Annotated in this window: 8 protein-coding genes and 1 riboswitch; of the genes, 2 read left to right on the plus strand and 6 right to left on the minus strand. The window is 64.0% G+C overall.

Annotated features, from left to right (window positions below; genetic code table 11):
• Positions 1–59 precede the first annotated feature (59 nt).
• Positions 60–1,571 carry a bifunctional hydroxymethylpyrimidine kinase/phosphomethylpyrimidine kinase gene (gene thiD / locus ACNQOP_RS02495; RefSeq protein ID WP_416403199.1) on the minus strand — a complete coding sequence of 504 codons (1,512 nt, stop codon included), beginning with the start codon at positions 1,569–1,571 and terminating at the stop codon, positions 60–62.
• A riboswitch (TPP riboswitch) is annotated at positions 1,562–1,660 on the minus strand. Its footprint overlaps the gene before it by 10 nt.
• Positions 1,661–1,824: 164 nt before the next feature.
• The gene (locus ACNQOP_RS02500) at positions 1,825–5,004 is read right to left on the minus strand and encodes an Rne/Rng family ribonuclease (RefSeq protein ID WP_416403201.1); all 3,180 of its coding nucleotides are present in this window, start codon (positions 5,002–5,004) and stop codon (positions 1,825–1,827) included.
• Between the two features lie 471 nt (positions 5,005–5,475).
• On the opposite strand from ACNQOP_RS02500, the gene ACNQOP_RS02505 reads away from it, so the two are divergent.
• On the plus strand, positions 5,476–6,147 hold the full coding sequence (locus tag ACNQOP_RS02505) for a vitamin K epoxide reductase family protein (RefSeq protein WP_416403202.1): 672 nt from the start codon (positions 5,476–5,478) through the stop codon (positions 6,145–6,147).
• An 89-nt stretch (positions 6,148–6,236) separates the two neighbouring features.
• Here ACNQOP_RS02505 and ndk read toward each other — a convergent pair whose 3' ends face one another.
• From ndk to ileS, 4 genes are read right to left on the minus strand one after another with little or no spacing between them, the layout of a single operon-like run.
• On the minus strand, positions 6,237–6,656 hold the full coding sequence (gene ndk, locus ACNQOP_RS02510; RefSeq protein ID WP_062069281.1) for a nucleoside-diphosphate kinase: 420 nt from the start codon (positions 6,654–6,656) through the stop codon (positions 6,237–6,239).
• Between the two features lie 40 nt (positions 6,657–6,696).
• Positions 6,697–7,149: a DUF4233 domain-containing protein gene (locus tag ACNQOP_RS02515; protein WP_416403204.1), complete on the minus strand. Its 453-nt coding sequence runs from the start codon at positions 7,147–7,149 to the stop codon at positions 6,697–6,699.
• Between the two features lie 2 nt (positions 7,150–7,151).
• Positions 7,152–8,513 carry a bifunctional folylpolyglutamate synthase/dihydrofolate synthase gene (locus ACNQOP_RS02520; RefSeq protein WP_257367933.1) on the minus strand — a complete coding sequence of 454 codons (1,362 nt, stop codon included), beginning with the start codon at positions 8,511–8,513 and terminating at the stop codon, positions 7,152–7,154.
• 2 nt (positions 8,514–8,515) lie between these two features.
• The gene (gene ileS / locus ACNQOP_RS02525; protein WP_416403205.1) at positions 8,516–11,800 is read right to left on the minus strand and encodes an isoleucine--tRNA ligase; all 3,285 of its coding nucleotides are present in this window, start codon (positions 11,798–11,800) and stop codon (positions 8,516–8,518) included.
• 326 nt (positions 11,801–12,126) lie between these two features.
• Here ileS and ACNQOP_RS02530 point away from each other — a divergent pair, with 326 nt between their 5' ends.
• Entirely contained in the window at positions 12,127–13,161 is a 1,035-nt protein-coding gene (locus ACNQOP_RS02530) for an endonuclease/exonuclease/phosphatase family protein (protein WP_416403206.1), read from the plus strand.
• Positions 13,162–13,183: the final 22 nt, after the last annotated feature.

The raw sequence follows: 13,183 nt of genomic DNA on the forward strand, positions 1-13,183 counted from the left end.
TGCCCTGCGACGCGCGGCGAGCCTCGCAAATTACCCGCCCGGACGCCCGACCGGAGAGGTCATGAGAAAACCCGTGGCGCGTCGAAGAAGGCAGTTTCGTAGCGGCAGGACTGGGTGAAGGCTTCCATCATGGCCTCGCGATCCGCCGGCGAGGCCGCAAGGGCCGCCGCGTCCGTGAGCTTGATCGCAGTCCTGGTTGCCTCGGCGAAGTCTTCGTCGGCGTACGTCTTCAACCACTCCGCGTATGCGTGGTCCACAGGGGAACCTGCTTCCACGTAGGCGTGGTGGAGTTTCTGGCCCACTTCCGCGTACAACCAGTAGCAGGGAAGAATCGCCGCCAGCAGCACCGCGTAGCTTCCCGATGCCGAACAGGCCAGCAAATGGTCCACATAGGACTTGGTCACGGGACCCGTTGTTCCGGACACGTCGCGGCTGCTGAGCCAGTTCCTGTGCAATTCCGACTCGACCTCCAGGCACTGCCGGGAGCCCTTGGCCCAGAACAACTGCTCGTCTTCAGTAGGAGCCAGGGCGCTGGCCCGGGCCAGGACCCGGGAGTAGCCGTTGAGGTAGATCGCGTCCTGTGCCAGGTAATAGCCGAACGCGGATTCCGGGAGGCTGCCCTTCTGAAGGCCATCGATGAAGCCAAGCCGATGGATCGCCTCGAGCTCCGCGCGTGCGTGTTCCCACAAAGTCGCGGCGAACTCGCCGGGCCTCAGACCCCGCTGGTGGTGGAAGTGGTGGATCGGCCCGCTTCCTCGTCCTACTTCCAACGCCCCGGAGTGCCTCAAAGCCTCAAGCAACCAAGGCTTCACCTCCCGCAGTGAAGCTTCCCAGTCCCCCGTGCTAACCTGCACCGTGGCCAGGCCGGACGACAACGAACACCCTGTGCCGTGGCTGTTCCGGGTATCGATGCGGGGCCCGTCGACCTCGACCACGTCCTGCCGCAGCAACCCGCTCGTATTCACCAAAGCATCAGGACACGCCGTTCCCGCCAAGTGGCCGCCCTTCACAAGGACCGTGTTCCCGTACTCAGCGGCCAACCGCTTACCCTGGTCCAGCGCCGAAGCCCAGTCCGTCGCCTCCGTTTCACCCAGGAGCACCGCCAGCTCGGGAAGGTTCGGGGTCAGGAGGTCTGCCAGGGGCAAAAGCGAACGCAACGCCTTCTCAGCGGACTCGCGCAGGAGCCTGTCTCCGCTGGTTGCCACCATCACCGGGTCCAGGACCACGACGGCGGGACGCACCTTTTCGAGCCAGCTGCGGACTTCGTCGATGACCTCTGCGTCGCCGAGCATGCCGATTTTGACGGCGTCAATCTCAATGTCGTTGCTGATGGCGTCCAGTTGTTGGCGCAGAAATTCGACGGGGGGCACGTGGACGGCGCTGACGCCCACGGTGTTCTGGGCTGTGAGGGCGGTGATTGCAGCCATGCCGTAACCACCGTGGGCCGCGATGCTCTTCAAGTCCGCCTGGATCCCTGCCCCACCGGAAGGGTCGGAGCCGGCGATACTCAGCACCCGCGGTGTTGGCCTGCCCGAAGCAACCGGGTAGACAGGAGAATATGCTGCAGTCATGTGGACATCCCTTCGCCGGTGCTAACCGGACAGGTTCAACGGGTCTGGATCTCAGCCCGGCCCAACGCCAGGCACCCCGTGTCTGTCCCCCAGCCTAACCGGGAAGCAGCCCGGCCCGGGAACAGCGCTGCGTAGGGGCCCGGATATGACCCATTGACGTCCCCAGGTCTGGCCATGGACGTCCTGGACGCGCAAAAGACCCCGTAGCGACTGCCGGGGCAGTTGCTACGGGGTCCGATAAGCCGTGAGCGGATCAGAGCTCGGAAGCCGGCACGCCGACTCCCAGGATGATGGGCTCGTCTGCGGGTGCCTTTTTGGCTGGTTCCACAGGGGCCTTAGCCTCGTGGGACGAACCTTGTGGCGCCGACGCAGTCACTTCATGGTGTTCAACGCTGGTTTCGTTGGCCGCACCTTGGGCCCTGCTTGCGCTGCGGTTACGGCGACCTCGGCGACTCCCGGACGTCGAAGCGGCTTCCCGATCCTGCTCAGCGGCCCGAGCCGGGGCAGCCACCTTCGGGGCAGCAACAGCTTCGCGGACGGCAGCTGGTTCCGCTTCCGCCTCCGGCGCCGCTCCCAGGTGGGAGAATGCCTCCGCCAGCAGATCCAGGCTCATTGCCGGTTTGGCCGCCTGTGGTTCGTCCTGGTGTTCAACGAACGGCAAAGCGACTTCTTCGCCACCGAAACGCAGGACCGGGGTGGAGCGTGCTTCCCGGACTGCTGCCTCGTGGGCCGTTGATTCTTCGTCGTTGCCATGAGCTACGGGTTCGTCGGCAGCCGTCTGATGAGTTGACCGCGCCAGTTCCTCTGCACGGTGAAGCTCGTCGTCGTGCAGGTGGGCAGCGTGTGCTGCAGCCGCGATGGTAGCCAACGCAGCGCGGGTTGCCTCGGCCTTTGCCTGGCGCGCAGGGTCCTGCGGTTCCGGGTGCGTTGGCGAGGCCGCGTGCGCGGCCGGCGCAGACTGAACCGGAGCGGGGGCTTCGGAAACAGCCTGTCCCCCACCCTTGCCTCGGCGGCGCTTCCGTTCCGTACGGGCCGCCGGCTGCTGCTGCGTCGATTCCGTGTGCGGGCGGTGGTGCTCAGCGGCCACAACGTTCGCACGGCGGTGTTCCACCGGCTCATCGTGTGTCACGACGCCACGGCCGGCGCAGTGCTCGCACTGCTCGCCGAAGACCTCGAGGAGGCCGGTGCCCATGCGCTTACGCGTCATCTGCACCAGGCCCAACGACGTGACTTCAGCGACCTGGTGCTTGGTACGGTCGCGGCCAAGGCACTCAACCATGCGGCGCAGCACAAGATCGCGGTTGGATTCCAGGACCATGTCGATGAAGTCGATGACAATGATGCCGCCGATATCGCGCAGGCGCAGCTGGCGGACTACTTCCTCGGCAGCTTCGAGGTTGTTCTTGGTGACAGTCTCTTCGAGGTTGCCGCCGCTGCCGGTGAACTTTCCGGTGTTGACGTCCACCACGGTCATGGCTTCGGTGCGGTCAATGACCAACGAACCACCCGAGGGCAGGAAGACCTTGCGTTCCAGGGCCTTGTGGATCTGCTCGTCGATGCGCCAGGCAGCGAAGATGTCCTGGTCCTTGGTCCACTTCTCGAGGCGGCCCACCAGGTCAGGGGCAACGTAGGTCACGTAGGCCTCGATGGTGTCCCATGCGTCGTCGCCGGAGACGATCAGCTTGGAGAAGTCTTCGTTGAAGACGTCGCGCACTACCTTGATGGTCAGGTCGGGTTCGCCGTACAGCAATTCCGGTGCAAGGATCTTGGTTGAGGAGGCTTGCCCCTCAATGCCCTCCCACTGAGCGCGCAGGCGGTTGATGTCGTGCGTCAGCTCTTCTTCCGAGGCACCTTCAGCTGCGGTGCGGACAATGACGCCGGCGTTTTCCGGCAAGCGGTCCTTGAGGATGCGCTTGAGGCGGTTGCGTTCGACGTCCGGCAACTTGCGGGAGATACCGGTCATTGAGCCGCCCGGTACGTACACCAGGTAGCGGCCCGGCAGCGAAATTTGGCTGGTCAGTCGGGCACCCTTGTGACCCACCGGGTCCTTGGTGACCTGCACCAGGACAGAATCGCCTGACTTCAGGGCGTTCTCGATCCGGCGCGGCTGGCCTTCGAGGTTGACAGCATCCCAATTGACTTCGCCGGCGTACAGCACGGCGTTACGTCCACGGCCGATGTCCACGAACGCGGCTTCCATGGAAGGCAGTACGTTCTGGACCTTGCCGAGGTACACATTGCCGATCAGCGAGTCCTGTTGTGTCTTGGACACGAAGTGCTCGGCCAGGACGCCGTCCTCAAGGACGCCGATCTGGATTCTGTCGTCGCGCTGGCGGACGATCATTTGGCGGTCTACCGACTCGCGGCGCGCAAGGAACTCGGCTTCGGTGATGACCTGGCGGCGGCGGCCGGTTTCGCGGGACTCCCTGCGGCGCTGCTTCTTGGCCTCAAGCCGCGTGGAGCCCTTGACGCTGGCGACACGGTTGGACGGAGCCGTTTCGGTGATGGGCCTGGGGGCGCGGACACGGGTCACCGTGTTGGGCGGGTCGTCATCCGTGCCACCGGTCAGTTCAAGATCCTGGTCGCCGCGGCGGCGGCGACGGCGACGACGCGACGTCACGCCTTCTTCAAGGGCTTCCGCTGCCTGGGCTTCGTCGTCCTCGGACTCGCTGGGGCCTTCGGTTTCGTTCTCTTCGCGTTCGGTTCCACGCCTGCCGCGGCGGCCACGGCTCCGGCGACGACGGCGGCTGCCGGCGTCATCGAGCTCGTTGTCCGCGCTGGACTCGGCCTCTTCTTCGACTTCCCCGGCCTTCTCTTCCACGGCCGCAACGCGCGGGACGGTGGTGAGGTCCGGAGCCTGGAAAATCATGGACGTGATGGACACCGGCTCAAGGAAAAGGGACGTGGACGCGGCCGGTGTCTCCTCCTCAGCGGGAGCGTCCTCGGCCGCAGGAGCCGGCGCATCAGCAGCAGCCGGTGTTGCGGCGACTGGCTCAGCAGCAGGTTCGACGGGCTGGGAGCCGGGCTCCGGCGTCGTGGTTTCTTCAGCGGCCGGCGCCTCGGCTGCTTCAGCCTTCGGCTTAGCCGTACGACGACGGCGGACCGGCTTTTCGGGGGCGGGCTCGGCGACAGCTTCAGGCTGGCTCTCGACTGCGGCGGCCTCGGGGGCGCCAGCGGCTTCCTCGCCCAAGCCGGGGAGCGGCTCCGCGGGTTCAACCTTCTTGCGGGACCGGGTCCTGCGTACCGGCGGGGCGGCCGCTTCCGGGGTATCGGTCCCCTCGACAGCTGCAGGCACTTCAGGGGTGGGCGACTCAACCGCGGGAGTTTCCTTGGGCGCGGCCTTGCGGCGGGTCCGGGTGGTCTTCTTCGGCACTTCCGCTGTTTCCGCGGAAGCTGCCTCGTCATTAACGGCTACAACCTGGTCTTTATCCATATGTGGCAACACTCCTGCCCCAGCGACGCCGCCACATCCGGCGCCCGGTGGGGCAAATATTGTCAAAACCCGCAGGCGTTGACAGAAGTCGGTAGTTTGCCTTCCGGTTCGCACCATCATTGGGGTGCGGCAGCCCTGGAAGGCCGGTGGCCCTGTCCTGAAACCCGTTGTTCTGCTGCCACAACCAGGTGCCGTCCATTGTCATGGCGGGCCTACCGAGGATCACGGGATCCGGGGCATGCCCAGCTCATACTGGCGGTCTTGGGAACAAGTCACCGGACCGGATTCCGAATGTGGGTCGAAAACCGGCCATGTTCATTCTCTCACACCCCTGCACCTTCGCGGGGTAACCGGCTGTGTCGCCGCACTGCCGCTACAGGCTGGGGGCCTCCCCCAGCCTACGGCGCTACAATCCTCCCAAGAGCCCTTCCCGCCCCGCCGGGCCACATATCGAAAAGGATCAGATCCGCGATGCCGAGCACCGCCAGGGGAAACCTGGCCAAGAACGCCTCCACGCCGGTGGAAGAACAGTCCACCGTGTACGCTGCACTGCCCAAGACCGTGCGGGACAAGCCCTTTGCGTGGCTCCTGCTGATCACCGGCGTCATCGGCTGGCTTGCCTCAGGGGCGTTGGTCCTTGAGAAGCTCGAAGTTCTGAAGGACCCCAACCATGTCACCGTCTGCGATGTAAATCCCTGGATTTCCTGCGGCAAGGTCATGGAAACTCCCCAAAGCTCAGTGTTTGGCTTCCCGAACATGTTCATCGGGATTGTCGCGTTCGCCGTCATCATCACCACCGCCATGGGCCTCCTTGCCGGCGCAAAGTTCTCCCGCTGGTACTGGCTGGGTCTGCAGACCGGGGTAACCCTGGGTTTCGCATTCGTTGTGTGGCTGTGGTCGCAGGCCCTCTACGTCATCAACGTCCTGTGCCCGTTCTGCATGGTGGTCTGGGCCGTCATGATTCCCCTGTTCGTCTGGGTGACAATCCGGAACATCTCCACCGGTGTCATCAAGGGACCGCCGGCGCTGGCCAAACTGCTGGGTGATTCCGGCTGGATCATTGTGGCACTGCTCTACGTTGCCGTCGCCGCCACTATTTTCTTCGCATTCCTCCACGTGTTCGCCGGGACGTCCGGCTACTAAGGAAACACGCGCAAACGCCCGCGAGATGATAGAAAAGGCCAATGTTCGACTCGAACATTGGCCTTTTCTGTCATCTCGGTGGGGCGTTCTTAGCCCTCGAACCAGATCTTGATCTCACGCTCAGCGGAGTCAACGGAATCCGATCCGTGGACCAGGTTCTGTTGGACTGCCAGGCCCCAGTCGCGGCCGAAGTCGCCACGGATGGTGCCCGGTGCCGCAGTGGTGGGGTCCGTTGTTCCTGCCAACGACCGGAAGCCTTCGATCACGCGGTGGCCTTCGAAGACTGCGGCGATGACCGGTCCGCTCAGCATGAACTCGACCAGGGGCTCATAGAACGGCTTGCCCACGTGTTCCTCGTAGTGCTGTTCCAGCAGCTCGCGGGTCGCGTTGACCTTCTTCAGCTCCGCCAGGGTGTAGCCCTTGGCTTCGATCCGGGCGAGGATGGTCCCGCCCAGGTTGCGGGCGACGCCGTCGGGCTTGACCAGGACGAGGGTCCGTTCAATGCTCACAGTTGCTCCAATGTGGTTGGTCAGTGGTTTTCATGCCAGTTTACGGGGTTTGGGTGCCTGCTTCGTCACCGTGGGCCGCGTCCCATTCCGCCTGCTCACGGTCCCGTTGCGCCACTTCGCGGTCGATGCGCATCCCTGCCCTGATCCCATACCACCAGCAGATGGCGAAGAGGATGCCGACAATGAACATCGTGGGCTCAGCAAAGCCCGTCAGGATCAGGACCAGTTGCAAGGCCCAGCCGACTGCGATGCCCCAGGGTTTGGACAACACTGCGCAGGCCAGAACCAGCACAATGCTCAAGGCGATGCCCACGCCCAGGATAATCCCGGGGTCCACTTCACCCCGCTTCAGCCCGAAGACAGCCAGGGTCCCGAAGAACGCCACGAAGGCCTCCAGCAGAAGCACCGTGGACGCGAACATCATCTTGGTGGACCGACGTTTCTTCGGCATGCCCGGCCGCCATTCGCGCTGGGCCTTCGTCATCTTGGCCACGCTCAGGCACCTGCCTTTCCGAGCAGGATTCGGGCCTCTGCAACTACGGTGATCGATCCGGTCACCAGGACGCCACCGGCGAGGTCGTCGTTGGATTCAGCACGCTCCACAGCCCATTCGAGGGCGTCGTCGAGCTTCTCCGCGATATGTACGTTGTCCTCACCAAAACCGAGGTCGACGGCGAGTTCGGCCAGTTCCGCTGCAGGCACGGCACGTGCCGAGTTGGACTGGGTGAAGCAGAATTCCTCGGCGAGTCCGCCCAGGGACTCCTTGAGGGTTTTCAGGATCTCCTCGGCATCCTTCTCCCGCAGGATGCCCACTACCACCACCAACTTGCTGAAGCTGAAGGCCTCCTGGATGGCCTCGGCAGAGACCCGGATTCCATCCGGATTGTGGGCAGCGTCCACCACCACAGTGGGAGCGGTCCGCACCACCTCGAGGCGGCCGGGCGACGTCACCGTGCCGAATGCTTCCTTCAGCACCTCGGCGTCGAGCTCCTTCTCTCCCCCGCCGAAAAATGCCTCAAGGGCAGCCACGGCAACAGCGGCGTTCTCGGCCTGGTGGGCGCCGTGCAACGGCAGCAGAAGATCCTCGTAGCGACCGGCGAGTCCCTGGATGGTCAGGACCTGGCCACCCACGGCCACGCTGCGGGATTCAACGCCGAACTCAACGCCTTCGAAGCGGAACGGAACGTCCACTTCGCGGGCCTTTTCCAGCAGGACCTGGGCCGCATCCACCGGCTGGGCCGCACTCACCAGGAAGCCGCCGGCCTTGATGATTCCGGCCTTCTCGTAAGCAATGTCCTCGGTGGTGTCGCCCAGCAGGTCCGTATGGTCCAGCGAGATCGGCGTGATGACCGAGACCTGGCCGTCTCCGACGTTGGTGGCATCGGTGATGCCTCCCAAGCCGACTTCAATGACTGCTACGTCCACCGGCTGGTCAGCGAAGACCGCAAAGCCAAGGATGGTCAGGCATTCGAAGTACGTCAGCCGTGGCTGGTTCTCCGCGACGAGCTCGTTGTCAACGATTTCCAGGTACGGGCGGATTTCGTCCCAGATGCGGACGAACGTCGCGTCCGGCACAGGCTCACCGTCGATACTGATGCGCTCAGTGACCTTTGACAGGTGCGGGCTGGTGTAGCGGCCCGTGCTGAGTCCGTGGGCGCGCAGACCGGCTTCGATCATGCGGGCAGTGGAGGTCTTGCCGTTGGTGCCCGTGATGTGGATGATCGGGAAGGCCTTGTTCGGCTCCCCCAGCACGTCCATGGCACGGAACAGCGGAGCCAGGCGTGGCTCCATCTTGTTTTCCGGCGCCCGGCCAAGGAGTTCCGCGTAGACGCTTTCCACCGAGAATTCGTCAGTCATGATCAGGCCCCTGCCTTTGCCACGGTAACCTGCGGTTCGTCGACGCCGGCAACCAGGACTTCGAGTTCCACGGTGAGTGTCTCGGTCTTGACCAGCTCAGCGTTGGCTTCCAGGGCGTCGACAACGTCCTGCGCGGCATGAACAGAGGTGCGGATGCGGTCACTGACATTGAGTCCAGCGTCCTTGCGTGCCTGCTGGATGGCCCGGACCATGTCGCGGGCCAGTCCCTCGGCGGCAAGTTCCGGCGTGACCTCGGTGTTGAGGACCACAAAACCGCCACCGGGCAGGACGGCGGCAGCGGCAGCACCGCCGTCGGCCGACTGGGCCACCACTGTTTCCAGGGTGTATTCGTGGGGCTCGAGCTCAAGGCCGCCGGCCACCACGACTCCATCGTTCACGGACCAATCGCCCGACTTGGAGCCCTTGATGGCCTGCTGGACGTTCTTGCCAAGGCGCGGACCGGCGGCCCGGGCGTTGACCACGAGTTTCTGCTCGATGCCGAACTCTTCCGGCGAGGCAGAGGAAGCGTCCATGAGGCGCACGGAGCGCAGGTTAAGTTCATCCGCGACGACGGCGGCAAAGCCTTCCAGCGCATCCGCGCCCGGTGCCACGACGGTCAGTTCCTGCAAGGGCAGGCGTACGCGAAGGTTGGCGGCTTTGCGCAAGCTCGAACCCGTGGAACAGATCTGCTGGACACGGTCCATGGCTTCGACGAGTTCCGGGTTGGACGGGAACAACGCAGCGTCAGGCCAGTCAGCCAGGTGGACCGAACGTCCGCCCGTCAATCCGCGCCAGATCTCCTCGGAGACAAGCGGGAGCAAGGAGGCGGAGACACGGCAGATCGTTTCGAGGGCCGTGTACAGGGCGTCGAAGGCATCAACGTTCTCGTCGAAGAAGCGCTGGCGGCTGCGCCGGACGTACCAGTTGGTGAGCATGTCCAGGTAGCTGCGGAGTTCGTCGCAGGCACCTGAGATGTCATAGCTGTCCAGGCTTGCCGTGACGTTGCGCACCAGGTCCCCCGTGTTGGCCATGAGGTACTGGTCCAGCGTGTCGGAGTAGCCGTCGTAACGCAGCTTCGCGTCGTAACCCGCACCGCCGTTGGCGGCGTTGGTGTACAGCGTGAAGAAGCTGTAAACGTTCCACAGCGGCAGGATGACCTGGCGGACGCCGTCACGGATGCCCTGTTCGGTGACGATCAGGTTGCCTCCGCGGAGGATGGGGCTGGACATGAGGAACCAACGCATCGCGTCGGAACCGTCGCGGTCAAGGACCTCGGACACGTCCGGGTAGTTGCGCAGGCTCTTGGACATCTTTTGCCCGTCGGAGCCCAGCACGATGCCGTGGCTGATGACGTTGCGGAACGCCGGCCGGTCGAACAGCGCCGTGGACAGGATGTGCAGCATGTAGAACCAGCCACGGGTCTGGCCGATGTACTCCACGATGAAGTCCGCAGGGTTGTGGGTGTCGAACCATTCCTCGTTTTGGAACGGGTAGTGGACCTGCCCGTAAGGCATCGAGCCGGAATCGAACCATACATCCAAGACATCTTCCACGCGGCGCATTGTTGATTTACCGGAGGGATCGTCCGGGTTGGGCCGGGTCAGTTCATCGATGAACGGGCGGTGCAGGTCCACCTGTCCTTCGTTGTTGACAGGAAGCCGGCCAAAGTCCGCCTCAAGGTCGGCCAACGAGCCGTAGACATCGGTGCGCGGGTACTCGGGATCGTCCGACTGCCATACCGGGATGGGCGAACCCCAGTAGCGGTTGCGGCTGATGGACCAGTCACGTGCGTTCTCCAGCCACTTGCCGAACTGGCCGTCCTTGACGTTGCCGGGGATCCAGTTGATCTCCTGGTTCAGCTCGGACATGCGGTCCTTGAACTTGGTGACTTCCACGTACCAGGAGGACACAGCGCGGTAGATCAAGGGGTTACGGCAGCGCCAGCAGTGTGGGTAGCTGTGCTCGTAGCTGGCCTGGCGCACCAAGCGGCCGTCGGCACGGAGAACCTGCGTGATTGGTTTGTTGGCCTCGAAGACCTGCAGGCCGACGATTTCCGCGAGGCGGCCATGGGCGAACAGGGGAAGGAACCTGGCTCCCTCATCCACGGAAAGAACCACGGGGATGCCGGCTTCTTCACAGACTTTCTGGTCATCTTCACCGTAAGCCGGAGCCTGGTGGACGATGCCCGTACCGTCGGTGGTGGTGACGTAGTCCGCAACGAGGATCCGCCAGGCATTCTGGGTCCCGTACTTTTCGGTATCGGCGAAATCGTTCCAGAGCGGTTCGTACTCGAGGCCTTCCAACTGGGCGCCCGTGTAAGTGGACACTACAGCGGCAGCTGCGGCAGCGGCGTCGTCGTACCCCAGGTCCTTGGCGTAGGACCCCACGAGATCAGCGGCCAGCATGAAGCTTCCGGAAACCGGCGCCTCAGCGGAAGCGGCCTTCACGCCGTTCGGTCCGGCGGGCAGCACTGCATACGAGATGTCAGGCCCGACGGCGAGCGCTGCGTTGGTGGGCAGCGTCCAGGGCGTCGTGGTCCAGGCGAGCGCCTGTACGCCTTCGAGTTCGTTGGAAAGCGCGGAGCCGTTGGCCTTGATGGGGAACGTGACCGTGACTGTTTGGTCCTGGCGGTTCTTGTAGACGTCGTCGTCCATGCGGAGCTCATGGTTGGACAGTGGCGTCTCGTCTTTCCAGCAATACGGAAGGACGCGGTAGCCGTTGTAGGTCAGGCCTTTCTCGTGCAGCTGCTTGAAAGCCCAGAGGACCGACTCCATGTACTCGACGTTGAGGGTCTTGTAGTCGTTCTCGAAGTCCACCCAGCGGGCCTGGCGGGTGACGTAGGCCTTCCATTCGTTGGCGTACTTCATGACGGAGGCACGGCAGGCATCGTTGAACTTGTCGATGCCCATGGCTTCGATTTGGGTTTTGTCCGTCATGCCGAGCTGCTTCATGGCCTCAAGCTCTGCCGGCAGCCCGTGGGTGTCCCAGCCGAAGCGGCGTTCCACGCGCTTGCCGCGCTGGGTCTGGTAGCGGCCCACGAGGTCCTTGGCGTAGCCCGTGAGCAGGTGGCCGTAGTGGGGCAGGCCATTGGCGAAGGGAGGGCCGTCGTAAAAGACGAACTCGTTGCTGCCATCCTTACCGGCATCGCGCTGGTCGATGCTGGCCTGGAAGGTGCCGTCTTCATCCCAGTATTTGAGGATGCGTTCTTCGATCTCCGGGAACTTCACGGAAGCGGACACGCCGTGCGTGCCGGAAGAAGACGCTGAGGCCTTGGGGTAGTGGGTCATCTCATATCCTGTGATAGCTGGTTGACTGTCAGGATGCGAGGACGGCTTCTGAGCTGCCTGTCGGCTGCGCAGGTACCGCGGTACCACCTCACTTACCGGGACGCAGGGTCCCGGCCTCTCATTACTGCTGTGACGGGCTTACCCGTCCGGTTCTAGTGGGCGCTGGCCGCCACGTAGACGGTCTGTGCTGTTCTTCCGGAAGCTCACCGGTGATGGCCGGGTCAACGCTTGTCCTCCAAGTCTAGCGGCAGCCGGGGTCCTTGCTCTACTCGGCAGTTCCTCCTCCGGATGGGCGTCACGTGACGCCCATGAATAGACTCGGGCCCATGACGCATCCCGCTGCTGCCGTTCCGGAAACCCGCACCACGCCAGGAAGGCCTTCCATTGTGTGGTCGGTGCTGGCCCTGCTCCTTATGGTCCCGGTGGCGGGGCTGTCCATCTTCCGTGCTGTTCCCGCTGAGTGGCCTCTGCCGGTGGTCCAGCTGCTGTCTTTCACCCCGTGGATGGTGCTGCCTACGGTGCTGGCATTGCTCCTCGCGGTACTGGGGCGGCGTGCCTGGGTGATATTCACCAGCACGGTCCTGCTTGCCGCGCAGTTGTTCTGGCTTTTCCCCTTTGATGCAGGAAAGGCGGAGCCCTCGTCCGCGGGGACCCCTGCCGCGGATATTAGGGTCATGAGCCTGAACTCCGAGTATGGCGGGGCGGATGCGGCCACGATCGTGGGGTTGGTCCGCGACAACGGCGTCCAGCTGTTGGTGATCCAGGAGTTCACTCAAGGACTGGAGGATCGCCTACGGTCCGAGGGCCTGGAGAGGTTGCTGCCCCAACACCTCAGCAAACCCAATGACGACGCATCGGGCGGCGCGGTGTATTCGGTGTTTCCGTTGGAAGCCGAGGGACAACTGCCGGACACCCCGTTCACCATGGACGTCACCCGCGTCCAAGTGGCCGATCCGGCCGCCGGTGCCACGGCCACGTTGCACCTAACCAATGTGCACACTCTTCCTCCTGTGGATGAGCGCATAGCCCAGTGGCGGAGCGACCTTGCGAAGATCGCCCGCCAGGCAGCCCGGCCCGGCAACCAGCTGCTCATGGGCGACTACAACTCCACCTATGACCATTCGGAGTTCCGGGCCTTGCTGGACTCCGGACCGGACGGACGCAAACTGGTGGATGCAGGGACAGCCGCAGGTGCCCGGTTCTCCCCCACGTGGCCGATGGAGGGGCCACCGCTTCCGGGGATCGTCATCGACCATATGGTGACAACGCCCCGGATCAGCAGCAGCAACTACTCGGTCCGCCAGGTTCCCGGCAGCGACCACGCAGCCATCATGGCCACACTTGGCGTCCCCGCGGGCTAACTCGTTCCTTACCCGCTAAGCC

This window comes from Arthrobacter sp. LFS091 (assembly GCF_047977885.1).
GTDB lineage: Bacteria > Actinomycetota > Actinomycetes > Actinomycetales > Micrococcaceae > Arthrobacter.